A 23,706-nucleotide genomic window follows, 5' to 3' on the forward strand; every position below is an offset into this window, starting at 1 on the left:
GCCCCGCTGTCGTTGTCCGGCCCGTGGCACGGTGCTAGTATCGGAGCCCGGTCCCCTTGCCCGTATGATCGGGCGTCCGGCTTTCTTGCGCGAAACACCGGATCAGGAGGAAAGTGACCATGGATGCCTTGTCCGACCTGCTGCGCGCCGTGCAACTGAGCGGCGCCGTCTTCCTCAACGGCGAATTCAAGTCGCCGTGGTGCCTGGTGTCTGAAGCGGATGCTGAATTGCGCGCCGCCTTCCTGCCCGGCACCGATCGCGTCGTCTCCTACCACCTGATCACCGAAGGCGTTTGCTGGGCCCGTCTTCTCGGAAGCACGGGGCCGGGCGTGCGCGTCGAGAGCGGCGAGCTGCTGGTGGTGCCGCAGGGCGAGCCGCACGTGCTGGGCAGCGACCTGCACCTGCAGCCGGTGCAGTCCGCACCGCTGGTCGCCGACATGCTGCGCAACAGCCCGGGCGAAGTCATGCGCGTGTCATACGGCGGCGGCGGCGAGACCACGCGCATGGTGTGCGGCTTTCTCGGGTTCGACGACACCATGGGCAACCCGCTGCTGACCTCGCTGCCGCGCCTGTTCAAGGTGGGACTCGACAACGGCATCGAGTCGGCGTGGCTTGCCACCGCGCTGGCCTTCGCCACATCGGAAGCCGCCGAGCCGCGGGCGGGCACCGCCACGGTGCTGGCCAAGCTGTCGGAACTGCTCTTCGTGCAGGCGGTGCGGCGCTGCATCGACACGCTGCCGGAAAACGAAAGCGGCTGGCTCGCCGCGCTGCGCGATCGCTACGTGGGGCGTGCGCTGTCGCGCATGCACGCGCGCCCGGCCTACCCGTGGACGGTGGACGAGCTGGCCGGCAACGTCGGGCTCTCGCGCTCGGCGCTGGCGCAGCGCTTTACCGACCTGCTCGGCCAGCCGCCAATGCAGTACCTCGCGCACTGGCGCCTGCGCACCGCGGCGGCGGAACTGCGCAGCGGCAACCGCTCGATCGGCGAAATCGCCGGGGCGGTCGGGTATGACTCAGAGGCGGCGTTCAGCCGCGCTTTCAAGCGCGAGTTCGGCCTGCCGCCGGCGAGCTGGCGCCGCAGCCGCACCGACGAAGAGCGCGTGGCCGTGACGGCCGCGCATTAGACCCGCTCTCAGAGATTCCCTGCGAACGAAAACGGCCCGTGCCTGGGGCACGGGCCGTTGGCCTCCGCGTCGCCTGCGATCCGCAGGCGATTACATTTTCTGCTTGGTGTTTTCCGCCGCGCCTTGCACTTTCTCGCCGCCGCGTTCGATATCCTTGCCTGCACCGGCCATGGTGTTGCAACCCGTGACCAGCATCACGCCAGCGAGGGCAAACAGAGCAAATAGCTTTCTCATGACGATCTCCTTGCTTCTTGTGGAAGCGGCATGCGCCGCAGGATGGAATAGCTCGGGATGGCTTGACCGGGCAGCTTCATGCCCAACCGGCAATTGGATCGTAGCAACCGGCAACCGCGCGAAAAGTCGGCTTTCGTCCTACCCCGATGTCAGCCGACGGCGCGACCTGTCCGCGCGGTGTAGGACAGCGACCGATACCCGCGCGGCGCGGCTTCGCTTAGAAATGTAGGGCCACACTTGTCCACTTCCCTGGGAGACCACCATGACGTCACGCAGTATCCACGTGCTTCCTGCCGCCACCGAGAACGACAACGACAATGCCGCCCGCGACGGCGAATGGGCCCTGACCATCGAAGGCATGGACGGCATGGGCGCTGACGAGGAAGCCACGGCGCTGCACTTTCCCACCCAGGAAGCCGCCATCGCCGCGGGCTGGGTGCGGGCGCGCCGGGATGGCGTGCCACTGTGCATCCATGGGCGCGATGGCCTCGTGCGCGAGCGCAAGATCTATTGCCGCGACGCCAGCACGATGTCCGGCCTCAGGCATTGAATACGGTCCAGCGGACTGGAAACGGCGGCCCGCACCCGGCATTCGCACCCGTCTGGCTGTAGCTGGCAATCGTTCACTGGTTCATTGCGCAGTCAAGATTAAGCCAGATCGATCAACGGCGTGGAAATTGGTGGATGCAATCGACGGGTTCAGTGCCAATACTAAGAGCAGGCACTTACAGAGATCCCGTCATGTCCCGCATCCTCAGGTTCCGTCCGCTCGACATCTATCCCGACCCGCTTGAGGCCAGGATCGCCGAACTGCGCGAAATGGCCACCGACGTGCACGACAGGCAGGTCCGCCGATGGCGCCGCCAGAACGACGCCGCCGGGTCGGCCGGCGGCCCGGACCACCGGTTTCCGTGTGGCGATCCGCAAACCCGGCACTGAAGGCGTTCCCGACGACGCGCCGCAAATGTGAACAAGTGTCATATCCGGTTGGCAAAGATATGACCCCTGCGAAAGAATGGATTCCCGCATCCGGCATGGCCCGAAAAGGGTCAGGCGGATGCACCAATCCTCTGACGCAGCGACATGGATCGAACCACCCGGGAATGCGTGCTGGCTCTGATGAACTGCCTGCGTGCCAAGGGGCCCATGCCCCGGCACCGGCTTGCCGCCGCCAGCCGCCTGAGTGCCGCGGAACTGACCCGCGCCCTGAAATCGGCCCGCCAGATGGGCGTGGTCGCCTATGCCGGCGAACCAGATGTGGCCGCGCAGGCCGATACCTTGCTGGTACTGACCGGCAGGCCGCTGCCGCCGCCGCGCAAGGTCACTCCGGCCGTACGCGAGAACACGCCGCACTTCCAGCCGTTGCTAGACGCCTGGGGCATCGCACGCCCGGCGCGCCGCCCGGCATCGTAAGAACTGCCGGCGCCGCTTCGCCGGCAGTGCGGTTCTTACAAAGGCGGCTACGGCGAACAAAACAAGCGACGCACACGCGCCGCACATCCAGCGCCCCACCGCACCGTCAATCCCCTAGCGGCGTGCGCCGCTTCCATTGCGCCAACGCTCGCCGGCCTCCCGGCACGCCCCTCCGGTATGGAATTTGCGTGACGCTTAAGGCTTATCCCCGTGAGCGCGCGACATGAGGCCAACGAATCCGCCCGGCACCCCGGCGCAGCCAACGCCGGACACTCCGCATCCATTGCATGAACCGCCTCCCTTTACGCTGGAACCGGGGCGCAACTGCTGGCGTGTCGAACCTTGCCGCCGCTTTGCCATGCTCGTCGACGGCGACGCCTATTTCCGCGCGCTGCGCGAAGCATTGCCGCGCGCCGAGCACACCATCTTTATCCTCGGCTGGGACATCGACAGCCGCATGGAACTGGTGCCTGAAGGCGCGCAGGACGGCCTGCCCGACGGGCTGCGCGACTTCCTCTGCGCACTGGCCGACCGCCGTCCCAATTTGCGCATCTACATCCTGAGCTGGGACTACGCCATGGTGATGGCGATGGAGCGCGAATGGCTGCCTTCGGCCAGCGCGCACTGGCAGGCGCACCGGCACCTGTCGTTCCGCCTCGACGGCAACCATCCCCCAGGCGCCTCGCACCACCAGAAGGTGGTGGTGATCGACAGCAAGGTCGCTTTTGTGGGCGGGCTGGACCTGACGCTGCGCCGCTGGGACGACAACAGCCACGCGCCATGCGCGCCGCTGCGCGTTGCCGAAGGCAAGTCCTATCCGCCTTTCCATGACGTCCAGTGCGCCCTCGATGGCGAGGCCGCCACCGCGCTCGCCATCCTGTGCGCGGCGCGCTGGCTGCGCGCGACCGGGCGCAAGCCGCGTCCGCCAGCGGCAACATCCTCGGATCCCTGGCCGCCCAGCCTGGCGCCGGAACTGACCGACGTGCGCGTCGGCATTGCCCGCACCATGCCGGTGTGCGAGGACGAGCCAGGCGTGAGCGAGATCCGCAGGCTGATGCGCGACGCCATTGCGTCAGCCCGGCACAGCATCTACATGGAAAACCAGTACTTCAGCTCGGGCGAGATCGCCAAGGCGCTGGCCGCGCGGCTGGGGCGAGAAGACGGGCCGGACATCGTGCTGGTGTCGCGGCGCAACGAAAGCGGCTGGCTGGAGGCGCACAGCATGGGGGTGCTGCGCGCGCGCCTGTACCGGCGCCTGCGCGCGGCGGACAGCGGCGACCGTTTCCACCTGTACTGCCCCGAGATCCCTGGCCTGCTGCCGGAATGCGTCAACATCCACAGCAAGGTCACGGTGATCGACGACGATATCCTGACCATCGGCTCATCCAACCTCAGCAACCGTTCGTTGGGCCTGGATACCGAATGCAACGTGGTCGTGACCTCGGGCGGCGACCCGCGCGTGCGTGAAGCCATCGCGGCGATGCGGGCCCGGCTGCTGGGCGAGCACCTGGACGTCGCGCCCGAGGCATTCCAGGCCAAGGTGGCCGAAACGCGCAGCCTGCTGGCGGCCATCCGCGCACTGCAGCGAACCGATGGCCGCACGCTGCAAGACTACGCGCCGCCGCTCCCGGACGACCTTGATGCCGCCTCGCCGGCCAACCACCTGCTGGACCCCATCGAGCCCATCGATACCGACCAGGTGCTGGCCGAGTTCGTCAGCCACGAAGCGCGCCCGCGCGTGATGGGCCGTGTCGGCGTGATGGTGGCGCTGGCGCTGGGGCTGGCGGGGCTGGCTTTCGCCTGGCGCTACACGCCGCTGCGTGAATGGGCGGATTTCCGCGCGCTGCTGGCCGTCGTCGAGCGCCTGGACGACATGCCCATGGCGCCGCTGGCGATGATGGGGATGTACCTGGCCGGAGCCGTAACCATGCTGCCGGTGACGCTGCTGATCCTCGTGACCGTGGTGGTGTTCGGGCCGCTCTACGGCGCCGCGCTGGCGCTGGGCGGCACCATGCTGAGCACCGGCGCGGGCTACCTGGCGGGCCGCCTGCTCGGCCGCAATACCGTGCGGCGCTTCGGCGGCCGCCGGCTGAACCGGGTCAGCCACCAGCTGAGCAGGCATGGCGTGCTGGCGATGGTGGTGTTGCGGCTGGTGCCGATCGCACCGTTCTCGCTGGTCAACCTGGTGGTCGGCGCCTCTCGCATCAGCCTGCGCGACTGCCTGGCAGGCACGGCGCTGGGGATGCTGCCGGGCATCGCGATCTCGGCCTTCCTGGTCGACCGCGTTGCCGCCGCGGCGCGCGACCCGGGGCTGGCGACTTTTGCCCTGCTGGCGCTGGTGCTGTTGCTGCCCGCATCGCTGCTGCTGTTGCTGCGGCGCCGGCGGCGGCGCAATGCCGAACGCCGCAAGGCGGAACGGCGCCGGCCAGTGAATCGACAGGATGGCCAGCCCGATAGCCCGCCGGACAACCAGCAGGACGACCAGCATCACGGGCCAGGCGGTCCCGGGCGCCGGATGGCGCGCGTCGCCCATGCCGCGGGCGAGCGCACCTGAGCCTCAGGAACGGTCGCCGCGCTAGCGCTTGCGGCGGTAGGTGGCCTTCATGATCTCGGTCCACTCGCCGTTCTCGCCTTGCATGAACGACGTCAGCGTCCGTTCGTTGTCATCCTTGAAGGCGATCACATCGCGGTACTGGACCGTGCGGCCATTGCCCGAACAGTCCGGTCCCTCGGCGCGCAGCGTCAGCTGCTGGCCGCCGGCATCGAGGTCACCCTCGTAGACCCACAGGTAGGTCATCATCGAGCCGATGAAGGTACCGACGAAATGCTTGCGGGCCGGGTCGTAGCCCAGCGTCATCACGGTGGTGGCGGGGCCGCACCCCGGCATGTCGCCCTGCGCCGTGCCCTGTACCCAGAGCTCGCCAATAGCGGTCACGCGCTCGGGGATGTGCCACTTCTGCGCAGGCAGGTCCGGTCCCATCACGGCCTCGCCTTCGGCCATCCATTCGCCTACCAGCCGTTGCAGCCAGCGGTGTTCCTTCTGTGCTTCGGTCTTCATGCAGGGTCTCCTCGCGTTTGCGGCCACTGCGCCCGGCACGGGCGTTTGTGGATGCCGTACACATAGACTAGCAAACGAAATGGACAGCATCCACATTTCTTTGCCAGATGCCGCGTATGCCGCGTATGCCGCGCAGGGAGCGCAGTGCCTGACTGTCCGGCTGGATTTACTGCGGCAGACGCACCTTGGGCACCACGAACTGGTTGCCGGGCGCACGCATGACGTCGCACTGGACCTTGGCCTTGCGCACCGCGCCGTCCTGCGCGAGGTACTCGACATCGCCCACCACGCTGTAGGCGTCTTCCGCGACCTTGCGGGTCTTGCCACTGACCCACTTGAAGCTGCCGGGGTTGGGCAGCGCGGCCTTGACCGCCTTCATGCACGCGATCGGGGCTTCGGGTGCCTCGTCGCGCCCGCGCGGCTTTGGCGCGTCTTCCGCAGCCTGCACAGCCGCTGCGCAGCCAAGCGACAACGCCAGCACCAGCGTGGCGGACAGGGAACGCGGAGACAGCGGCGGGCACGGCGAAAGCATCTTGGAAACTCCTGGGAGCGGGGGCGTAAACTTGCACAGGCGCCACATTCTAACGCCGGCGCCCATGCCGGTCAGTCCGCCGGCGCGTTGTAAAAGTTCCCAGGTCGCCACTGGCGCCCGGCGTGCTACAGTGACCCGGCGCATCCCATTCGCACCATGAAAACGCTGTTGATCGTCTACCACACCATGACCGGCGGCACCCGCCAGATGGCCGAGGCCGCCGCGGCGGCGGCGCGCACACAGGAAGGCGTGGTCGTCGTGCTCAAGCGTGCGGCCGAGGCCGGCCCGGACGATGTGCTGGCTGCCGACGGTTACCTGTTCGCCACGCCGGAAAACCTCGCCGCCATCGCGGGGATGATGAAGGACTTCTTCGACCGCTGTTATTACCCCGCGCTGGACCGGATCAACGGCCGCCCCTACGCCACCATGATCTGCGCCGGCAGTGATGGCCAGAACGCACTGCGCCAGGTCGAGCGCATCGCCACGGGCTGGCGCCTCAACCCCGTTGCGCCCGGGCTGATTGTCTGCACGCACGCGCAGACGCCGGAGCGCATCCTCGCCCCCAAGCAGGTCGAAGCGGACGACCTGGCACGTTGCGCGGCGCTGGGCGAAGGCCTGGCGGCGGGCCTGGCGCTGGGAGTCTTCTGAGCGGCCTGAAGCCCATGCCTGCGTGATTCCGCCCGGGAACGGGACTTGCACGGCAATAGCATCCGCCCCTTGAGCGCAGCGCCATGGAAGATCCCGAAGTCACTGCCGCGGAAGCCCGCCGCGATCCGCTGGACAGCACCGCCCGCGGCTCCATGCGCGTGGTCGAGGCGCTCACGCAGACCGCGCTGGTACTGATGGCGGCCACGCTCGCCTGGGTACTGTGGCGGCGCACCGACGCCTTTGCGTGGTTCGGCTCGCTCGCGCCCGCGGCATGCGCGGCGCTGGCCCTGCTGGCGACGATCGTGGCACTGCTGGGCGTCTGGTTCGGCATACATGCCTGGCGGCGAGTGGGCTGAGGCAGTCCCGGCTGGCAGCATGTGTCGCTAAACCTTACAACGCGGCGGTAAGAATGCCCTCCGCTGCCCGTCCCGGAGGCCATCGTGGCTGATATTTCGTCTCCTTCTCCTTCCCCGGTCCGCACCGGCCTGCTTGCCGTAGTCACCGGTGCCTCGTCAGGCATCGGCTATGAATTGGCGCGCTGCTGCGTGCAGCGCGGCTATGACCTCGTCATTGCCGCCGATGAGCCGCAGATCGAAATTGCCGCCGTGCAACTGCGCGACGAGGGTGCTCAGGTGGAGGCGCTGGTGGCGGACCTCTCCACGCCGGCCGGCGTGGAGCAGTTGTGCGCGGCCTTCGACAACCGCCGCGTCGACGTGCTCTGCGCCAATGCCGGCCGCGGCCTCGGCCACGCGTTCCTGGACCAGGACTTTGCCGACATCCAGCGGGTGCTGGAGACCAACGTGACGGGCACCGTCCACCTGTTGCACCGGGTGGGCCAGCGCATGCGCGAGCAGCGCAGCGGACGCATCCTGATCACGGGTTCGATCGCCGGCTTCATGCCCGGCACCTACCAGGCGGTTTACAACGCCACCAAGGCGTTCCTGGATTCGTTTTCATACGCGCTGCGGCACGAATTGCTGGGCAGCGGCGTCACCGTGACCTGCCTGATGCCCGGCGCAACCGAGACGGAGTTCTTCGAGCGGGCCGACCTGCTTGACACCAGGATCGGCCAGCAGAAGAAGGCCGACCCCAGCGAGGTCGCGCGGATGGGCTTCGATACGATGATGCGCGGCGAAGGCGAAGTCATCACCGGGTGGCAGAACAAGCTGCGCGCGGCGATTGCCATGGTCACGCCAGCCGACGTGCTGGCCGAGCAGCATCGGCGTATGGCGCAGCCGCGCAGCGAGGCCGACGACCGGCTGCCGCCGGAGGAACCGCCTGACACACCATCACCTGGCCAGCCGCGCGGCGACGCTTGAACGCAACGGCGAGCGGGCCGCGCCAGCGGCGCAGCCCTGTGCCATCGCGCGGGAAGCGCAGAAGCGCGGGAATCAGATGCGCGTGGTGCCCCCGGTGCTGTCCCGGCCGGCACCCGGGCCGCCGCTGCCCGCTTCCATGCCGCCACCATAGCTGCTGGCGGTCGACCCGGTCGCGCTGCCGGCACTGCTGACGCCGCTGACATGGCCTTGCCCGCCCCCGGCGGAACCGGTGCGGCGTGTATCCCCGGCACCCTCGGAAATTCCCGAGACGCCGAACGGTCCCGCAGCGCCGAGCCGGATCCCGTTATGGACCTCGCGTACGCCGAACACGTCGTCGGCGATGTCTTCGATGCAGTACTTCTGGCGGCGATCACACACGTTGCCGCTCAGCCGCACTACCCCGCCCTCCACGTCGACCTCGACGTCCTGCACATCGACATGGGGCGCATGGGCCAGGCGCTCGCAGATTTCTTCACGGATACGCTCGTCGCTGCGCTGGTAGCCCCGCGGGCCGACGCGATCGCGCCCGCGCAACTGCTGGCCAATCCTCCCTTCGCCCGGACCCTGCCTGCCGAAATCGGCGGCGCTGCGTCCGGGCGAAGCGTAATCGGAAATGCCGTAACCCTGGCCATGCTCGCTTTGGCGCGAGCCCGTGCCGCCCTGGCGGCCGGTCATAGCCTGGCCGCCGTGACGGCTTTCCCCCCACTCGTCGCGCACGTTGCCGCCCTGGTCCGAGCCGCCGCCGCGCCACGCTTCTTCGTCGTCCCACGGTGCCCGCTGGCCAGACCTCTGCCAGTCTTCGCCGCCGCCCTGACGGCTGCCGTAATAGCCTTGCCCCCGGATATCGCCGCCGTGGCGCTGGCGGCCTTCGTATCGCCCTTCGCCATAGTCGCGGGCCGGCCCGCCCGACTGCCCGTAGCGTCCTTCGCCATGGCCGCGCGGGTCGTCCGCGCGGTCGCGGCGCGGCGCCTCTTCGTCGCGCCACCACGAGCTGCTGCTGCCTTGATTCCGGAATGGATGCATGGTTGGTCTCCTGCCGATCGGAACTGCGGGATGGGAACTGCGGCGCCGGCATGCAGCCGCGCCGCACCGGTTGCCAGAGGGCGCAAGTTCCGTACCACTGAGGCAGACATCCCGGCGCCGCTTGCTGTGATGCAACGCAAGCCAACGCAACGGCGGGCGCCCTGTAAAAAGCGCCCGCCGTTGTAAGGCATCCTTGCGATGCCTGGGAGACCCCGGATGTTCGTCAAGAGGATCCTGGCGTGGATCCCCGATGATGCATCGCCTCAGGCTGCCAGTGACTCCGCAAAGCCCAGCGCGGATTCGCTGCCGTCCTGGTCTTCCTGCATGAGCAGCTCGACGCCACGCCGCTTTGCCGCGGCTTTGCCGATGTTGACGGCGACGTCCCGGTCCTCGCAATGAACCAGGCCCTTGCGTGCACTTTCGACCGTCAGTTCCCAGCCCTGGGGCGTCTGCCTGATGAGGAAGTTCGCAGCCATGGGTAGCTCCCGAGTCGTTTACGTGTTCCTGAAGCGTAGCGCATGGGTGCCAGGGAAAAATCGGCGTCCGTCCTATACCGTGTGGGCACTTCTCCTACACATCCGGCCGAAAAGCGACGTTTGATGCATATCAGAGTTATAACAACACCCCGATTCATAAAATCCATCGCAATTTAGCGAAAACAACCTGAAACGATGGATCTGCGCACCGCCACGGCCCCGCCAAACACGACCCCACTGTCCGCCGGCAAGAGCGTGCTGCATGACGTCGAGCAGACCCAGCTGGCGATCGAACTGATCGGGGTGGGTGCACGCCTGCAAGTGCTGGAATCCGCGCTGTCGTTGCCGCGCGTGCGGCTGGTCCGGCTGTACAAGGAATTGCGCGGGGCATCGCCGCCAAGGGGCATGCTGCCCTTTTCGACCGACTGGTTCGTGACGTGGCGGCCCAATGCGCATGCGTCGATGCTGCTCAATGCCTATCGCTTCATGCGCGACGCCGGCGGGCTGGCGGGTATCCGCGCGGTGCTGTCGGGCTACCGCGTCTACCGGGAGCAACTGTCCGTAACCGGGGAAACCGCGGAACTCAGCTTCACCCGCGCCTGGACGCTGGTGCGCTTCCACGAGAACGGCATGCTGCAGCTGGAGCGCTGCCGGCGCTGCGCAGGCGACTACGTGGTCCACGCCCATGGCCCGCGCCGGCACTATGTTTGCGGCCTGTGCATGCCGCCCGCGCGTGCCGGCAAGGGCCGCAAGGCGGCCGCGCGCAGGACGGTGGCCTGAGCGCGCCGTGGCGGGCATTGTTTCCTGCCGCACTGTCAGCGCCGCCTCGGCCTTCCAAGATTGGCAAGTCAGCCAGACCGGCCAGCCGCGCGCATGCACGCGGTCTTCACGATTGTCCTCGGGGAGCCTGCCGATGTTCAGGATCAACCTGCTGTCCCGCATACTCGGCGCCGCGGCGCCACCCCAGGCCGCCAACGATGCAGGCAACCTGGCGCCCGCGCACGCCGTGCCCACCGCGCCCGCGGCGCCAGCCAGCCCGGACCCGCTGGCCACCAACCTGAAGACCCAGGGTGATGCCATGGTCCAGTACGGCGCGCGCCTGCTGGTGATACGGGAACTGCTCGGCGCCCTGGCCGCCGGGCTGCCGCCGGCGGCCCAGGCCGGGGTGGAGCGGCGCTTCCGCGTGCGCGTCGACCAGTTGCTGACGCTGACCGACGACCGGGGCCTGCCGGCGGAATTCCACGACACGCTGCTGGCGGAAATCAACTACTACCTCGGCGAACTGAAACACTGAGGGCGAAGCGCTTCCGCGGGGCGCCAGCGCAGCCGTACAAGCCTGTGCGTGTGCGCCTGTGCGCCGCCCTTTCGCGCGGTGCGTGACGGGCACTTGTCGTCGTTGTAACACCTCGCTACAAGCCACCCTGCCGCAACGTGCTACAGTGCGCGTTTAGCACCAGGGCAGCGCAAATGCGCGCCATGGTCCGCTTTCCGGCATCTTTCTTGCCATTTCCGACGCGCACACAGTGCGCACCAGGCGGCGCCCATTGACGTGCCGGGGCCGCCGGCCATCGTTCTTGCCGACCGCGCGCGCCCCGCCCGCCCTCGCCCGCCACCTGCCGTGGCGCCGAATCATCGCTGTGCAGCCGCGCGCCTGGACGCCGCGCTGCCGCCATCGCCCCCACAGGATCCACATGACCCATCGGCTCCGGGCCGCACTCACCGTCGCTGTCTTCAAGCTTATTGCCGCGCTGCCTTATGGCGTGACGGCGCGCCTTGGCGACGCGCTAGGCAAGCTGCTGTACCAGATCCCCAGCCGCCGCCGCCGCATTGTGCTGACCAACCTGGCGCTGTGCTTCCCCGACATGGACGAAGCCAGCCGGCAGCAACTGGCACGGTGCCATTTCGGCCACGTCATGCGCAGCTATCTCGAGCGCGGCGTGCAATGGTTCGGCGATGCCGGACGGCTGGACCAGCTGATCGAACTGGACACCCGCATCGACCTGTCCACCTGCACCGAGCAACCCACCATCTTCCTGGGTTTCCATTTCGTCGGGATCGAAGCCGGGTGCATGTTCTATTCGATCCGCCACCCGGTCGCATCGCTGTACACCAAGATGTCGAGCCCGCTGCTGGAAGAGATCGCGCGGACGCAGCGCGGGCGCTTTGGCGCCGAGATGATTCCGCGCAGCGGCAGCGGCAAGCAGGTGGTTCGCACGTTGCGTGCCGGCTGCCCGGTGATGCTGGCGGCGGACATGGACTTCGGCCTGGCCGATTCGGTGTTCGTGCCGTTCTTCGGCGTGCCGGCCTGCACGCTGACGTCGGCCTCGCGGCTGGCCAGCATGACCGGTGCGCGCGTGGTGCCCTTTACCACCGAGGTGCTGCCCGACTACCGCGGCTACCGCCTCCGTATCTTTGACCCGCTGGAGGGCTTTCCGTCCGGGTCCGTGGAGGAGGATTCGCGCCGCATGAATGCCTTCCTGGAAAAGCAGATCGCGACCATGCCGGAGCAGTACTACTGGGTCCACCGCCGCTTCAAGAACCGGCCCGCCGGCATGGCGCCGGTGTACTGAGCCCGGCGCTAGCCACCGCCGGCATGCTGCCACGCCGACTGGATATCGTCCATCAGCCGCGCCAGCTTCGCCGCATAGCGGGCGTTGTCGCGCCTGCGCTCGCTGGCTGAATACGGGAAGCTGATGTTCAGGCCATAGAGCTGCTGGTCGGGGCCGCGGAATGCCGCGCCCACCGCCAGCAAATGCCCCTGCTGGTAAGCGGCGGTGCAGAAGCCGCGCTGTTGCGACTGCTCGATGGCCCCCAGCACGCGCGCGCGCATCGCCGGCCAGGCCTCAGCCTGCCGCGCCGCAATGCCTTCCAGCAGGTCTTCCCGCACGCCGTCCGGCTGCGCCCCCAGCCATGCCAGCCCGATCGATGTCAGCTCCATCGGCACGCGCGTGCCCGGCACCACGCGCCGCGTGCGCGAAACGCTGTCGCGGCTGTGCCGGATCGAGGCCAGGTACACCATGTCGAGCTTGTCGCCCACCGCCAATCCCACGTTGACCTTGCCGGCCTCAGCCACCCTGCGCATCAGCGGCAGCGCAATATCCGCGGCGCGGTTGGCGTGGCGGAAGGCATCGGCCAGGCTCAGCACCACCGGCGCGAGCCGGTAAGCGCGTTCGTTGACGTCGTAGCGCAGGAAGCTGGCGTCCACCAGCGAGCGCGTCAGCCGGCTGACGGTCGGCCGTGGCAGGCCGGTGCGCGCGGCCAGTTCGGCATTGGTCAGGCTGGTGGTGCCCACGCGGAAAGCGCGCAGCAGCACCAGCCCCCGTTCCAGCGACTGGCTGCCGGCGGTGTCGCGGGTAAAGCGGCCGGTCTGGTGGGTCGCGCGGCGCGTCGACACCGCTTCGGGTGCTTCGGGTGCTGTTTCGGCCATCTCCGCATAATTTCATTAAGTGAAATCCGAGTATAGCGGCGAGGCCCGGCAGGGCGAATACTGTGGTCTCTGCCGGCCTTTTCCCCGGCCCACACCACAGAGGAGCGCCCCGCATGTCATCCGACGCCGATATCCAGCTCAGCCGCGACGGCCACGTCGCCCGCATCGTGCTGTCCCGTCCGCCGCACAACTTTGCCGATGCCGACGTGATGCGCCGGCTCGCGGACACCCTGCTGGCGCTGGATGACGACCCGGGCTGCCGCGCCGTCGTGCTGGCCTCCGGAGTCAACGCCTTCTGCGCGGGCGCCGACTTCAGCGGCGCCGGCCAGGGCGAGGTCGCCAACGACCCGGCCAGCTTCTATGTGCATGCAATGAAGCTATACCGCAACCGCAAGCCCATCGTCGCCGCGGTGGAGGGCGCCGCCGTCGGCGCGGGACTCGGCCTGGCATTGGTGGCGGACTTCCGCGTGACCTGCGCCGAGGCGCGCTTCAGCGCCAACTTCAACCGGCTCGGCTTCCACCCCGGCTTCGGCCTCAGCGTGACGCTGCCGCGGCTGGTCGGCGAACAGCAGGCCGCGCTGCTCTTCTACACCGGCCGCCGCATCTCCGGCACCGACGCCGTCGCCATCGGCCTGGCCGATGAACTGGTGGCCAAGGCTGAAGTCAACGGCCGCGCCATGGCGCTGGCGCAGGAGATCGCCAGCTCCGCGCCGCTGGCGGTGGAGACCACGCGCGCCACGCTGCGCGAAGGACTGGCGGACCGGATCGCCGAGGTTAACCAGCGCGAGCTGGCCATCCAGCGCGGGCAGTTCCGCAGCGAAGACTTCCGCGAAGGCGTGGCCGCGATGGCCGAGCGCCGCACTCCGGTGTTCCACCGCCGCTAAGGAGCAACCCGTGCCTGGACAACACACCCGTGCCACGCCCGCAGGCCCGCTCGACGGCATCCGCGTGCTGGACCTCACCGCGGTCGTGCTCGGCCCGCTGGCCACGCAGGTGCTGGCCGACTTTGGCGCCGACGTGATCAAGATCGAAGGCCCCGAAGGCGATCTGATGCGCGCCAACGGCGTCTCGCAGCATGCCGGCATGAGCTCGATCTACCTGGCGCTGAACCGCAACAAGCGCTCGGTCGTGCTCGACCTGAAGACTCCCGAGGGCGCCGAAGCGCTGCGCGCGCTGATCGCCGGCGCCGACGTGCTGGTGCACAACATGCGCGTGGCGGCGATCGAGCGGCTGGGCTTTGGCTACGAGGCGGTCGCCCGCATCAATCCGCGCATCGTCTACTGCGTCGCCACCGGCTTCGGCCAGGACGGCCCGCACCGCGACAAGCCCGCCTTCGACGACATCATCCAGGCCGGCTGCGGACTGGTGGCACTGGGTGCCGGCAACGGCGAGCGGCCGGAATACGTGCCCAGCCTGATCGCCGACAAGACCACCGGGCTGGCGCTGGCCAACGCAGTGCTCGCCGCGCTGCTGCATCGCGAACGACATGGCGTGGGCCAGTCGGTCGAAGTGCCGATGCTGGAGACCATGGCCGCCTTCGTGATGACCGAGCACCTGGGCGGCCTGACCTTCGAGCCCGCTCCCGCCGGCGCGGGCTATGCGCGGCTGCTGCAGGGCGGCCGCCGCCCCGCGCCGACGCGCGACGGCTGGATCTGCGCGCTGCCCTATACCGAGCGCCACTGGCACGCCTTCTTCCGCGCGGTCGGCCGCGACGACCTTGCCGACCGCTACGAAGTCAGCGACCGCGCGCAGCGCAATGCCAATATCCGCGCGCTGTACGGCCATCTTGCCGAGCTGACCCCGGAACGCAACACCGAAGAATGGATGGCGCTGTTCGAATCGCTCGACATCCCCGCCACGCCGATCTACGACCTCGATGCGCTGGTCGACCATCCCCACCTGCGCGCGGTGGGACTGTTCCAGGCCACCCGGCACCCCACCGAAGGTCCGTTGCGCGAAGTACGCCCCGCCGCGCGCTTCTCGGCCACGCCGCTGTCGTTGCGCCGGCATGCGCCAGCACTGGGCGAACACACCGCCGAAGTCTTGCAGGAAGCGGGCATCACCCTGCCCGCCGTGCATGCTGGCACACCCGCCGGCGCCCAGGACTAACAAGGAGACACGCATGAATTTCCAGCTCGATGAAGAACACCGCATGCTCAAGGACCTGGTCGCGCGCTTCGTGCGCGAGCAGCTGATCCCGCTGGAGCCGGCGGTGCTGGCCCGCGAGGCCGAAGGCGGGCAGCACATGCTGCTGCCTGAAGAACACGCGCGACTCGATGGCCTGTCGCGCGAGCTTGGCCTGTGGGGACTGGACGCGCCCACCGAAATGGGCGGCGCCGACCTGCCCGTGGTGGCGATGGTCGGCGTCAACGAAGAACTCGGCAAGACCATCACACCCTACGACCTGCCGCCGGATTCGCCCAACCTGCGCATGCTGATGCTGACCGCGAACGACGCCCAGCGCGAGCGCTACCTGGATCCGTATGCGCGCGGCGAAACGGTATCGGCCATCGCCATTTCCGAGCCCGGCGCCGGCGGCGACCCGGCCATGATGACCACGCGCGCAGAACGCGACGGCGACCACTGGGTGCTCAATGGCCGCAAGATCTGGATCAGCCGCGCGGCGCGCGCCGACTGGACTATCGTGATGGCAGTGTCCGACAAGGCGAAGGGGGCGCGCGGCGGCATCTCGGCCTTTATCGTCGAGCGCGGCACGCCCGGCCTGCGCGTGGAGCGGCGCATCCCGATGATCGGCGGCCATTCCACCTACGAAATCGTGCTGGAGGATTGCCGCGTTCCCGCCACGCAGTTGCTTGGCACCGAAGGCCAGGGCTTTGCACCGATGCAGGCGCGCCTGTCCACGCGCCGCGTGCAGATGGCCGCGTGGTGCATCGGCCGGGCGCAGCGCGCGCTCGACATGATCTGCGAATACGCGCCGCAACGGCAGACCTTCGGCGCCCCGCTGGCACAGCGCCAGGCGATCCAGTGGTGGGTGGCGGACGCCGCCACCCGCATCCACGCCTGCCGCCTGATGACGTACGAAGCCGCCAGCCGCATCGATGCCGGCGAGGAGGCGCGCACACAGGTCTCGATGATCAAGGTCTTCGCCACCGAAATGGCGTGGGAAGTGATCGACCAGGCGATGCAGACCTTTGGCGCGATGGGCATGACCAAGGAACTGCCGCTGCAGCAGATGGCCAACGAGACCCGGCTGATGCGCATCTACGAAGGGCCCAGCGAAGTGCACCGCTGGGTGATCGCGCGCGACCTGCTCGGCCTGCGCCGCTGAGTCTGACCGACCTCTTGCACCGGCGGAGAACACGCCGGGCTTTTCCGACCGAAAGGAGACACCATGCAACAGCCTTACCGTTCGCGCCGCCGCTTCCTCGGGCTCGCCGCCGCGGCACTGGCAGCCGGCATCGCACCGCTGCCGGCGCTTGCCGCCGAGGACGCCTTCCCCTCGCGCCCCATGCGCTTCATCGTGCCGTTCCCGGCCGGCAGCGGCACCGACACCACCGCGCGCATGTTCGCCAAGAAGATCGGCGAGCTGACCGGCCAGGGCGTGGTGGTCGAGAACAAGCCCGGCGGCAACGGCTTTATCGGCGTGCAGACCGCGCTGAACGCGCCGGCGGACGGCTACACGGTGTTCATCGGCAGCAACTCCACGCTGTCGACCAACGCCGCCACCTTCCGCAAGCTGCCGTATGACCCGCTGACGGATTTCGCGCCGATCACGCTGCTGTCGCGCGGGCCGTGCGTGGTCATCCGTGCCGGCCGGCTCGCCCTACCGGACGCTGGCGGAATTGCTGGACGACGCCCGCAAGCGGCCCGGCGCGCTCAACTACGGCACGGGTTCGATCTCGTACACGCTGTACAGCGAATGGCTCAACGAGCTGGCGAAGATCAAGACCACGCCGGTGCCGTACAAGGGCGCGGGCGATGCCATCAACGGCGTGATGGCGGCCAACGTGGACTTTGCCGTGGTCGATGCCACCGGCGCGATCGAACTGGTGCGCGGCGGCAGGATCCGCGCGCTGGCCTATACCGCGCCGCAGCGCTCGCCGCTGTTGCCTGACGTGCCGTCGATCGTCGAGGCGGGCCTGCCCGACTTCCTGGCCTACAACTGGGTGGCCGCGGCGATTTCCGCCAGGACGCCGCCGGCGGTTGTGAAGCGGCTGCAGGACCTGTTCACGCAGGCCGGCAACGCGCCCGACGTGCGCGACTACTACACGCGCCAGTCGACCAAGCTGATCCTGTCTTCGCCGGCGGAAATGCTGCAGTACCAGAAAGACGAGATCGTGCGCTGGAAGCGGCTGGCGGCGGTAGCCAAGATCCCGCTGCAGTAATCCGCCGAAGCCCGCTCAGCGGCTGTGCTCCCGCAGCAGCGCCGTCAGGCGCTGCGCCAGCGGCGACAGATATGCGCCGGCGCGGCTCAGCACGCCGATCCGCCGGCGCAGGTCCAGCTCTTCCACTTCCAGCGGCAACGCGCGCAGGCCGCGCTGCATGGCGTCGCCGCCGGCATTGGCGATGCTCAGCATCTGCGTGCCCTGCATCAGCGCGAACAGCGAGGTGCTGCCGAAATCGATCTCGACGCGCGGCTGCGGCGCCGGCAGGCCGCGCTGGCGGAAGGCGGCATCGACCTGCTGCCGCAGCGTGATGTGCGCCTCCGGCAGCAGCCATTCCTGGTCGGCGAGGTCCGCAAGGCGCAGCCTGCGCCGGCGCAATAGCGCATGGCCCTCGTCGGCGACCACCACCAGCCGGTCGTCAAACAGCGGCTCCACCGCAAAATCCGTCGAAGCCTGCACCGGGGCCACCGCGAGATCGAGTTCGCCCGCGGCGAGCAGGTCCAGCAGGTCACGCGCCAGCCGGCGCCGCAAGCGCAGCCGCGCCACCGGGCGCTCGCGCATCAGCTGCTGGCACGCTCCCAGGATCACGCCTCCCGGAATCGACGGCGAATAGCCCACGCGCAGCACGCCCTGCTCGCCGGTGCGGATGCCGAGCATTTCCTTGATGCCGTCCTCGTATTCCAGCCGGATACGCCGCGCCCGCTCCAGGAAGCGCGCGCCGGCGTAAGTGGCGGTCATGCCGTTGGCAGTACGTTCGAACAGCGGCAGCCCGGCCTGCGCCTCCACCCGCTGCACCGCCTTGGTCAGGGCCGGCTGGCTGATCCCGAGGGCCTCCGCCGCCCTGCCGATACCGCCGTGCGCCGCCACGGCGAGGATGTATTCCAGGTCCCGCGTCTCCATTGCCTCACATTCCTGATAGTTATGGCTTTATAGCCATTGGCGCATTGTGGTGATGGGCGCCATCTTACAGACTTAGGCGCAGAGCCATAGCACAACATCATTCGCATCACGGAGACAGCATGAGTTTCGCGTACTTCCTGCGCCGCGCCGCGCGCTACTGGGGCGACCAGCCCGCCATTCTCTACCAGGACCAGGTGGTGACCTACCGCCAGCTGGACGAGCGCTCCACCCGCCTGGCCAATGCGCTGCTGGCGCTGGGGCTGCAGCGCGGCGACCGCGTGGCGGTGCAGGCGCGCAACCGGCCCGAACTGGTCGAACTGGAATGCGCGCTGTACAAGGCAGGCCTGGTCAAGGCAGCACTGAATCCGCGCTTCACCGCGGCGGAAGCCAGCGACGTGGTCGAGAACTGCACGCCGCGCGTGCTGATCGCCGGCCCCGGCTACACCGGCTACTCACGCTCCACGCCGGGCTTCGGCAGCGTCGAGACGTTTATCGCCATTGGCGAGGCGCCCGCCGGCTATGTCGGCTACGAATCGCTGCTGGCCAACGCCGGCACCACCGCGCCCGATATCGTCCCCGCCGCCAGCGACCTGGCCGTGCTGCACTTCTCGTCCGGCTCCACCGGCAAGATCAAGGCGGCCATGCAGACCTACGGCAACCGCATGGCGGCGCTGCGCAAAATGGTGGCCGGCATGGACCGCCCGGCTCGCCCCGGCGACCGGCTGGCGCTGATCGGCCCGGTCACGCACGCCTCCGGCATGCTGATGCAGCCCTACCTGTACCTGGGCGCGACGCTGGTGCTGTTCGACAAGTTCGAGCCCGCGCACTTCCTCGCCGAGGTGGCGCGGCTGCGCATCACGCACGTGTTCATGGTGCCGGCGATGATCAACATGCTGATGGCCGAGCCCTCGCTGGCGCAGGCCGACCTGTCCAGCCTGAAGACGCTGGCCTACGGCGCCGCACCGATGGCGCCGGCGCGCATCCGCGAAGCCTGGGAGCGCATTGGCCCGATCCTGTCGCAGGGCTATGGCGCCAGCGAATCCACCTCAGGCGTCACGCGCCTGTCGACCGCTGACCACGCCGACGCGATCGCCAATCATCCCGAGCGCCTGGCCTCATGCGGCCGCGCGCTGGGCGAGACCGAAGTGCGCGTGGTCGACGAGCAAGGCCGCGAGGTGGCAGTGGGCGAGATCGGCGAACTGGTGATCCGCGGCGAAGACGTTTTCCAGGGCTACTGGGGCGAGCCCGCGCTCACCGCCGAGACCATCGTCGACGGCTGGCTGCATACCGGCGACATGGCACGCGTGGACGACGCCGGCTACCTGTACCTGGTCGACCGCAAGAAGGACATGATCATCTCCGGCGGCTTCAACGTGTACCCGACCGAGGTCGAAGCCACGCTGTACCAGCACCCCGACGTGCTCGAAGCCTGCGTCATCAGCGTGCCCGACGACACCTGGGGCGAGAGCGTCAAGGCCGTGGTCACGCTGCGCCCGGGCCGCGAAGCCAGCGCGCAGCAGCTGATCGCGCACTGCCGCGAGCGCATCGCCGACTACAAGTCGCCGCGTTCGGTCGACTTTGTCGCCGAGCTGCCCAAGAACGCCAGCGGCAAGCTGGCCCGCAAGATCGTGCGCGAACGCTACTGGCAAGGCGTGGCGCGCCGCGTCAACTGACTAGCCGAGGATCCCGCCATGTTCGATCACCTGACCAACCCCGTGCTGGTGGAAACCCGCGCCGGCATCCGCCGCTTTATCGACGAAGAACTGCGCCCGCTGGAGCAGGAACTGGGCCTCGGTTCCGAAGACCCGTGGCCGCGCGAGGTGCTGCGCAAGGTCTGGCGCCGCTCTTACGAACTGGGGTTCTATGCCGCCTGCCTGCCGGAATCGCTCGGCGGCAAGGGGCTGAACATCCAGGAGCAATGCGCGTTGAAGGCCGACCTGGCCGCCAGCGGCTCGACGCTGGCCGCGCACGTGCTGGGCGACCTGGGCGGCCCGCCGCGCGTGGGTAACATGCTCAAGTACGCCACGCCGGCGCAACTGAAGCAGTACTTCGAGCCCGTCATCCGCGGCGAGAAGTCGACTTGCTTCGCGCTGACCGAAACGCATTCCGGCTCGGACGCGCAGAGCATCAGGACCACCGCAATCGCCGACGGCGACGAGCTGGTGATCAACGGCGGCAAGCACTACATCAGCGGCGCGCCGTTCGCGGACTTCGCCATCGTCATGTGCGTGACGGATGCCACCACTACGCCGCCGGCGATCAGCGCGGTGCTGGTCGACCTGAACCTGCCGGGCGTGACCGTGACCAATGAATACGTACCGATGTCGGGCCAGCATATCGACGGCGATATCCGCTTCGACAACGTGCGCGTGCCGCGCGCCAACATCTTCGGCGGCGAGGGCAACGGCTTCAGGCTGGGCATGTCGCGCATCAACGTGAACCGCTTGCTGCACTGCCCGTCGATGCTGGGGCTGGCCATGCGCGCCTACGAGTCGTCGGTGGAATACGCCGGCAAGCGCCGCCAGTTCGGCGGCCCGATCGCGCGCTTCCAGGCGATCCAGCACATGCTCGCCGACATGGCCGCGGCGCTGTGGGCCTGCGAAAGCATGATCGCGCACACCGCGGCGCTGGCCGATGCCGGCGCGGACCTGCGCATGAAAGCCGCGGCATGCAAGCTCTTTGTCTCGGAACGCTGCTTCGAAGTGGCCGACAAGGCGGTACAGATCCACGGCAACGTGGGCGTCACGCGCGGGCATCCGGTCGAGCAGACCTTCCGCAAGCTGCGCATGTTCCGCATCTTCACCGGCACCAGCGAGATCCAGCGCAACACCATCGCGCGCGCGATACTGGAGCCGCTGCAGCAGCAAGCGCAGCCGCCGAAGCAGCAACAGGCTTGACCGTGCCGGCGGCACGGTCGCCGCCGGCATCAGGACAATACAACAAGACCACGGAGACCTAGCATGAACCGCCGAGAATGGCTCGCCACCGCTGGCGCCGCCGCGCTGGGAAGCGCCCTGCTGCCCGCCCGCGCTGCCGCGCCCGCCAACTACCCCAGCCGCCCGATCCGGCTGATCGTCCCGTTCATCGCCGGCAGCACGCCGGACAGTACCGCCCGCACGCTGTCTGCGGAGCTGGGCCAGAAGCTCGGCCAGCCGCTGGTGGTCGAGAACATGCCTGGCGCCGGGGGCATCATCGGCGCCACCGCGCTGCGGCGTGCGGCGCCCGACGGCTACACGCTGGGCATCCTCGCCAATACGCATGTGATCAACGTGCACATGTACCGCAAGATGCCGTACGACCCGGCGCGCGATTTCACGCCGATCACGGCGCTGTCCGGCGGTCCGACCGCGCTGGTCGTGCCCGCATCGTCGCCGTACAAGACCGCGGCCGAGCTGGTCGCCGCGATGAAGAAGGCGCCGGGCAAGTTCAACTATGGCTCCGGCGGCAAGGGCAGCATCGCGCATCTGGCGGTGGAAGCCATGCTGCACCAGACCGGCTGCGACGCGGTCCATATCCCTTACAAGGGTGCGCCGGAAATCATTACCGCCATGCTGACGGGGCAAACCCAGTTCGGCATGCCGGTGCTTGGCACGGCCACCCAGTACGTGCGCAACAAGCAGGTGCGCGTGCTGGCCGTCACCGCCGCGGCGCGCTCGCCGTTCTTCCCGGACGTGCCAACAATGGCCGAAGCACTGCCGCCCGGCTTTGTCATCGACAACTGGAGCGGGCTGTTTGCGCCGGCCAATTTCCCGGCCGAACTGGCGCAGAAGCTGCATGCCGCGGTCGCCGCGCTGCAGAATGCAGGCGTTTTCGACGCTCAGCTCAAGGCCAGCGCGGGCGAACTGCGCCGCAGCGCCACCCCGGCCCAGTTTGGCACCGTCGTGGCCGCGGACAACTCCCGCTACGGCGAGTTGATGAAGTCGATCGGCATGGTCGGCGATTTGGGCTGAGCGCACTGCTTTTGAACCGGGATGACACATGAAGCCAGAATGGTCCTGCCTGAAGGACGTCACCATCATCGACGCCAGCCAGCTGCTGCCCGGCCCGCATGCCTGCAGCCTGCTGCGCCAGTTGGGGGCCGATGTGATCAAGGTGGAGCAGCCCGGCAGCGGGGACTCCATCCGCCAGCTCGGTCCGGCGGCCTATGCGCAGTTCAACCGCGGCAAACGCTCCGTGGCGCTCGACCTGAAGACCGACGCCGGCCGCGAAGCCTTCCTTGAACTGGCCCGGAATGCCGACGCCGTGGTGGAAGGCTTCCGCCCAGGGGTCATGAAACGGCTGGGACTCGACTATGCGGCATTGGCTGCCGTCAATCCGGCCATCGTGCTGTGCTCGGTCTCGGGCTTCGGGCAGACTGGCCCGTACGCCAGCCATGCGGGGCATGACCTTAACTACCTGGCGCTGGCGGGCTACTGGGCGACGCCGGTGCAAGTCCACGACAAAGTCTCGCGCCCGCGCGTGCGGGTGTCTGACTACGCGGCCTCAGGCTATGCCGCGCTGTCGCTGGCCGTAGCCATCATGAGCGCGCGGCAGCACGGTCGCGGGCAGCATCTGGACGTATCGATCCACGACGCCATCCTGTCGTGGACCGCCCACGGCGCCTGGGCCGCGCGCGGACACGAGGCCGCGCCGCAGGAATCGCCGACGGTGATGCCGGAAAACGACCTGTTCGAGACGCGCGACGGGCGGCATCTGGCGATGGGGATTCTGGAGAACAAGTTCTGGGTCAATCTGGGCGAGGCGCTGGGGGAGGAATTTCCCGCGCTGCGCGATCCGCGATATGCCACGCGGGCCGGGCGCTATGGGCATAAGCTGGCGGTCAATGACCTGCTGGCCGCTGTGTTCAGCACGCGTGACCTGGCCGAGTGGGAGGCATTCTTCGGGCCGCTGGACGTACCGTTTTCGCCCGTGCTTGGAGCGGGGGAACTGTTTGAGGATGTGCACGTGCGGGCACGGGAGGTGGTAAGGCCAGCCAGGGGCGAGGACGGGATTGCCGTGAACTTTCCGGTCAAATTTTCACTGGGACTGCCGGAGGGCGACGATTTCGTGGCTAGGGTTGGGGAACACGGTGCGGGCTAGACTGCCCGTCCGCGCTCGCCGCTGAAGTCACCGGCACTGGCCGGGTCGGATTCAACGAAACTGTCCATGGCAGGCGCCGTTCCGAGTTGCTAGATTTCCCGGCATCACATGCGCGGTTGGCGAAAAG

At 68.4% G+C, this 23,706-nt stretch carries 25 protein-coding genes and 1 pseudogene; 19 read left to right on the top strand and 7 right to left on the bottom strand.

The genetic code is table 11. The features are described 5' to 3' along the window. Nucleotides 1-119 precede the first annotated feature (119 nt). Entirely contained in the window at nt 120-1,124 is a 1,005-nt protein-coding gene (locus J8I34_RS11910) for an AraC family transcriptional regulator (protein ID WP_209770342.1), read from the top strand. Nucleotides 1,125-1,214: 90 nt separating this feature from the next. Here J8I34_RS11910 and J8I34_RS11915 read toward each other — a convergent pair whose 3' ends face one another. After that, nucleotides 1,215-1,358, bottom strand: a complete 144-nt coding sequence (locus J8I34_RS11915) for an entericidin A/B family lipoprotein (protein ID WP_029044501.1) — start codon at nt 1,356-1,358, stop codon at nt 1,215-1,217. A 262-nt stretch (nt 1,359-1,620) separates the two neighbouring features. Between J8I34_RS11915 and J8I34_RS11920 the strand changes: the two genes are divergently transcribed. The 4 genes from J8I34_RS11920 to J8I34_RS11935 all read left to right on the top strand — a co-directional run bounded on the left by J8I34_RS11920 (nt 1,621) and on the right by J8I34_RS11935 (nt 5,325). Beyond that, the gene (locus tag J8I34_RS11920; protein WP_209806125.1) at nt 1,621-1,908 is read left to right on the top strand and encodes a DUF2188 domain-containing protein; all 288 of its coding nucleotides are present in this window, start codon (nt 1,621-1,623) and stop codon (nt 1,906-1,908) included. A gap of 191 nt (nt 1,909-2,099) precedes the next feature. Beyond that, nucleotides 2,100-2,297, top strand: a complete 198-nt coding sequence (locus J8I34_RS11925; RefSeq protein WP_029044503.1) for a hypothetical protein — start codon at nt 2,100-2,102, stop codon at nt 2,295-2,297. Between the two features lie 144 nt (nt 2,298-2,441). Further along, nucleotides 2,442-2,771 carry a hypothetical protein gene (locus J8I34_RS11930; RefSeq protein WP_064737416.1) on the top strand — a complete coding sequence of 110 codons (330 nt, stop codon included), beginning with the start codon at nt 2,442-2,444 and terminating at the stop codon, nt 2,769-2,771. A gap of 358 nt (nt 2,772-3,129) precedes the next feature. Beyond that, a complete protein-coding gene (locus tag J8I34_RS11935; protein ID WP_371748069.1) occupies nt 3,130-5,325 on the top strand; it encodes a VTT domain-containing protein in 2,196 nt (731 codons plus the stop codon). A 21-nt stretch (nt 5,326-5,346) separates the two neighbouring features. Here the strand turns inward: J8I34_RS11935 and J8I34_RS11940 are convergent, their stop codons facing one another. Both J8I34_RS11940 and J8I34_RS11945 read right to left on the bottom strand, forming a co-directional pair. Continuing rightward, nucleotides 5,347-5,829, bottom strand: a complete 483-nt coding sequence (locus tag J8I34_RS11940; RefSeq protein WP_209770334.1) for a DUF1579 domain-containing protein — start codon at nt 5,827-5,829, stop codon at nt 5,347-5,349. A gap of 166 nt (nt 5,830-5,995) precedes the next feature. After that, on the bottom strand, nt 5,996-6,361 hold the full coding sequence (locus J8I34_RS11945; protein ID WP_029044507.1) for a DUF2880 domain-containing protein: 366 nt from the start codon (nt 6,359-6,361) through the stop codon (nt 5,996-5,998). 156 nt (nt 6,362-6,517) lie between these two features. Between J8I34_RS11945 and J8I34_RS11950 the strand changes: the two genes are divergently transcribed. From J8I34_RS11950 to J8I34_RS11960, 3 genes are all read left to right on the top strand, one after another. Beyond that, nucleotides 6,518-7,009, top strand: coding sequence for a flavodoxin family protein (locus J8I34_RS11950; RefSeq protein WP_029044508.1), 492 nt, complete (start codon nt 6,518-6,520; stop codon nt 7,007-7,009). 83 nt (nt 7,010-7,092) lie between these two features. Continuing rightward, nucleotides 7,093-7,365: a hypothetical protein gene (locus J8I34_RS11955; protein WP_029044509.1), complete on the top strand. Its 273-nt coding sequence runs from the start codon at nt 7,093-7,095 to the stop codon at nt 7,363-7,365. Nucleotides 7,366-7,449: 84 nt separating this feature from the next. Then, nucleotides 7,450-8,328 carry an SDR family NAD(P)-dependent oxidoreductase gene (locus J8I34_RS11960; protein WP_348635708.1) on the top strand — a complete coding sequence of 293 codons (879 nt, stop codon included), beginning with the start codon at nt 7,450-7,452 and terminating at the stop codon, nt 8,326-8,328. 72 nt (nt 8,329-8,400) lie between these two features. On the opposite strand, the gene J8I34_RS11965 is transcribed toward J8I34_RS11960, so the two are convergent. Then, the gene (locus J8I34_RS11965; RefSeq protein ID WP_209806126.1) at nt 8,401-9,351 is read right to left on the bottom strand and encodes a BON domain-containing protein; all 951 of its coding nucleotides are present in this window, start codon (nt 9,349-9,351) and stop codon (nt 8,401-8,403) included. 263 nt (nt 9,352-9,614) lie between these two features. Continuing rightward, nucleotides 9,615-9,827, bottom strand: coding sequence for a hypothetical protein (locus tag J8I34_RS11970; RefSeq protein ID WP_029044511.1), 213 nt, complete (start codon nt 9,825-9,827; stop codon nt 9,615-9,617). 195 nt (nt 9,828-10,022) lie between these two features. Between J8I34_RS11970 and flhC the strand changes: the two genes are divergently transcribed. The 3 genes from flhC to J8I34_RS11985 all read left to right on the top strand — a co-directional run bounded on the left by flhC (nt 10,023) and on the right by J8I34_RS11985 (nt 12,397). Further along, a complete protein-coding gene (gene flhC / locus J8I34_RS11975) occupies nt 10,023-10,607 on the top strand; it encodes a flagellar transcriptional regulator FlhC (RefSeq protein WP_209770323.1) in 585 nt (194 codons plus the stop codon). A gap of 133 nt (nt 10,608-10,740) precedes the next feature. Continuing rightward, nucleotides 10,741-11,121 (top strand): hypothetical protein, encoded by a 381-nt coding sequence (locus J8I34_RS11980; protein ID WP_029044513.1) that lies wholly within the window; start codon nt 10,741-10,743, stop codon nt 11,119-11,121. Nucleotides 11,122-11,518: 397 nt separating this feature from the next. Next, nucleotides 11,519-12,397 (top strand): lipid A biosynthesis lauroyl acyltransferase, encoded by an 879-nt coding sequence (locus J8I34_RS11985; RefSeq protein WP_209806127.1) that lies wholly within the window; start codon nt 11,519-11,521, stop codon nt 12,395-12,397. Between the two features lie 8 nt (nt 12,398-12,405). On the opposite strand, the gene J8I34_RS11990 is transcribed toward J8I34_RS11985, so the two are convergent. Then, the gene (locus tag J8I34_RS11990) at nt 12,406-13,254 is read right to left on the bottom strand and encodes an IclR family transcriptional regulator (protein ID WP_209806128.1); all 849 of its coding nucleotides are present in this window, start codon (nt 13,252-13,254) and stop codon (nt 12,406-12,408) included. 113 nt (nt 13,255-13,367) lie between these two features. Here J8I34_RS11990 and J8I34_RS11995 point away from each other — a divergent pair, with 113 nt between their 5' ends. The 4 genes and pseudogenes from J8I34_RS11995 to J8I34_RS35490 all read left to right on the top strand — a co-directional run bounded on the left by J8I34_RS11995 (nt 13,368) and on the right by J8I34_RS35490 (nt 17,600). Then, nucleotides 13,368-14,138, top strand: a complete 771-nt coding sequence (locus J8I34_RS11995) for an enoyl-CoA hydratase/isomerase family protein (RefSeq protein ID WP_209806129.1) — start codon at nt 13,368-13,370, stop codon at nt 14,136-14,138. A 10-nt stretch (nt 14,139-14,148) separates the two neighbouring features. After that, a complete protein-coding gene (locus J8I34_RS12000) occupies nt 14,149-15,363 on the top strand; it encodes a CaiB/BaiF CoA transferase family protein (RefSeq protein ID WP_209806130.1) in 1,215 nt (404 codons plus the stop codon). 13 nt (nt 15,364-15,376) lie between these two features. Then, nucleotides 15,377-16,543, top strand: coding sequence for an acyl-CoA dehydrogenase family protein (locus J8I34_RS12005; RefSeq protein WP_209806131.1), 1,167 nt, complete (start codon nt 15,377-15,379; stop codon nt 16,541-16,543). Nucleotides 16,544-16,606: 63 nt separating this feature from the next. Further along, nucleotides 16,607-17,600, top strand: a pseudogene (locus J8I34_RS35490) (Bug family tripartite tricarboxylate transporter substrate binding protein). Between the two features lie 15 nt (nt 17,601-17,615). Here J8I34_RS35490 and J8I34_RS12015 read toward each other — a convergent pair. Further along, entirely contained in the window at nt 17,616-18,500 is an 885-nt protein-coding gene (locus tag J8I34_RS12015; protein ID WP_029044520.1) for a LysR family transcriptional regulator, read from the bottom strand. Nucleotides 18,501-18,619: 119 nt separating this feature from the next. Here J8I34_RS12015 and J8I34_RS12020 point away from each other — a divergent pair, with 119 nt between their 5' ends. The 4 genes from J8I34_RS12020 (at nt 18,620) to J8I34_RS12035 (ending at nt 23,579) form a co-directional block, all read left to right on the top strand. Then, the gene (locus J8I34_RS12020; protein WP_209806132.1) at nt 18,620-20,173 is read left to right on the top strand and encodes an AMP-binding protein; all 1,554 of its coding nucleotides are present in this window, start codon (nt 18,620-18,622) and stop codon (nt 20,171-20,173) included. A gap of 18 nt (nt 20,174-20,191) precedes the next feature. Next, on the top strand, nt 20,192-21,397 hold the full coding sequence (locus J8I34_RS12025; protein ID WP_029044522.1) for an acyl-CoA dehydrogenase family protein: 1,206 nt from the start codon (nt 20,192-20,194) through the stop codon (nt 21,395-21,397). Nucleotides 21,398-21,460: 63 nt separating this feature from the next. After that, entirely contained in the window at nt 21,461-22,450 is a 990-nt protein-coding gene (locus J8I34_RS12030) for a tripartite tricarboxylate transporter substrate binding protein (protein ID WP_209770309.1), read from the top strand. 28 nt (nt 22,451-22,478) lie between these two features. Then, complete coding sequence (locus J8I34_RS12035; RefSeq protein ID WP_209806133.1) at nt 22,479-23,579, top strand: CaiB/BaiF CoA transferase family protein; 1,101 nt, start codon at nt 22,479-22,481, stop codon at nt 23,577-23,579. Nucleotides 23,580-23,706: the final 127 nt, after the last annotated feature.

Origin of the sequence: Cupriavidus phytohabitans (assembly GCF_017815025.1) — a bacterium.
Classification (GTDB): domain Bacteria; phylum Pseudomonadota; class Gammaproteobacteria; order Burkholderiales; family Burkholderiaceae; genus Cupriavidus.

Excerpts from the sequence above, each read along its gene's own strand:
- J8I34_RS11910 (WP_209770342.1), top strand. The coding sequence starts at position 120 with ATGGATGCCTTGTCCGACCTGCTGCGCGCCGTGCAACTGAGCGGCGCC.
- J8I34_RS11915 (WP_029044501.1), bottom strand. The coding sequence starts at position 1,358 with ATGAGAAAGCTATTTGCTCTGTTTGCCCTCGCTGGCGTGATGCTGGTC.
- J8I34_RS11920 (WP_209806125.1), top strand. The coding sequence starts at position 1,621 with ATGACGTCACGCAGTATCCACGTGCTTCCTGCCGCCACCGAGAACGAC.
- J8I34_RS11925 (WP_029044503.1), top strand. The coding sequence starts at position 2,100 with ATGTCCCGCATCCTCAGGTTCCGTCCGCTCGACATCTATCCCGACCCG.
- J8I34_RS11930 (WP_064737416.1), top strand. The coding sequence starts at position 2,442 with ATGGATCGAACCACCCGGGAATGCGTGCTGGCTCTGATGAACTGCCTG.
- J8I34_RS11935 (WP_371748069.1), top strand. The coding sequence starts at position 3,130 with ATGCTCGTCGACGGCGACGCCTATTTCCGCGCGCTGCGCGAAGCATTG.
- J8I34_RS11940 (WP_209770334.1), bottom strand. The coding sequence starts at position 5,829 with ATGAAGACCGAAGCACAGAAGGAACACCGCTGGCTGCAACGGCTGGTA.
- J8I34_RS11945 (WP_029044507.1), bottom strand. The coding sequence starts at position 6,361 with ATGCTTTCGCCGTGCCCGCCGCTGTCTCCGCGTTCCCTGTCCGCCACG.
- J8I34_RS11950 (WP_029044508.1), top strand. The coding sequence starts at position 6,518 with ATGAAAACGCTGTTGATCGTCTACCACACCATGACCGGCGGCACCCGC.
- J8I34_RS11955 (WP_029044509.1), top strand. The coding sequence starts at position 7,093 with ATGGAAGATCCCGAAGTCACTGCCGCGGAAGCCCGCCGCGATCCGCTG.
- J8I34_RS11965 (WP_209806126.1), bottom strand. The coding sequence starts at position 9,351 with ATGCATCCATTCCGGAATCAAGGCAGCAGCAGCTCGTGGTGGCGCGAC.
- J8I34_RS11970 (WP_029044511.1), bottom strand. The coding sequence starts at position 9,827 with ATGGCTGCGAACTTCCTCATCAGGCAGACGCCCCAGGGCTGGGAACTG.
- flhC (WP_209770323.1), top strand. The coding sequence starts at position 10,023 with ATGGATCTGCGCACCGCCACGGCCCCGCCAAACACGACCCCACTGTCC.
- J8I34_RS11980 (WP_029044513.1), top strand. The coding sequence starts at position 10,741 with ATGTTCAGGATCAACCTGCTGTCCCGCATACTCGGCGCCGCGGCGCCA.
- J8I34_RS11985 (WP_209806127.1), top strand. The coding sequence starts at position 11,519 with ATGACCCATCGGCTCCGGGCCGCACTCACCGTCGCTGTCTTCAAGCTT.
- J8I34_RS11990 (WP_209806128.1), bottom strand. The coding sequence starts at position 13,254 with ATGGCCGAAACAGCACCCGAAGCACCCGAAGCGGTGTCGACGCGCCGC.
- J8I34_RS11995 (WP_209806129.1), top strand. The coding sequence starts at position 13,368 with ATGTCATCCGACGCCGATATCCAGCTCAGCCGCGACGGCCACGTCGCC.
- J8I34_RS12005 (WP_209806131.1), top strand. The coding sequence starts at position 15,377 with ATGAATTTCCAGCTCGATGAAGAACACCGCATGCTCAAGGACCTGGTC.
- J8I34_RS12015 (WP_029044520.1), bottom strand. The coding sequence starts at position 18,500 with ATGGAGACGCGGGACCTGGAATACATCCTCGCCGTGGCGGCGCACGGC.
- J8I34_RS12020 (WP_209806132.1), top strand. The coding sequence starts at position 18,620 with ATGAGTTTCGCGTACTTCCTGCGCCGCGCCGCGCGCTACTGGGGCGAC.
- J8I34_RS12025 (WP_029044522.1), top strand. The coding sequence starts at position 20,192 with ATGTTCGATCACCTGACCAACCCCGTGCTGGTGGAAACCCGCGCCGGC.
- J8I34_RS12030 (WP_209770309.1), top strand. The coding sequence starts at position 21,461 with ATGAACCGCCGAGAATGGCTCGCCACCGCTGGCGCCGCCGCGCTGGGA.
- J8I34_RS12035 (WP_209806133.1), top strand. The coding sequence starts at position 22,479 with ATGAAGCCAGAATGGTCCTGCCTGAAGGACGTCACCATCATCGACGCC.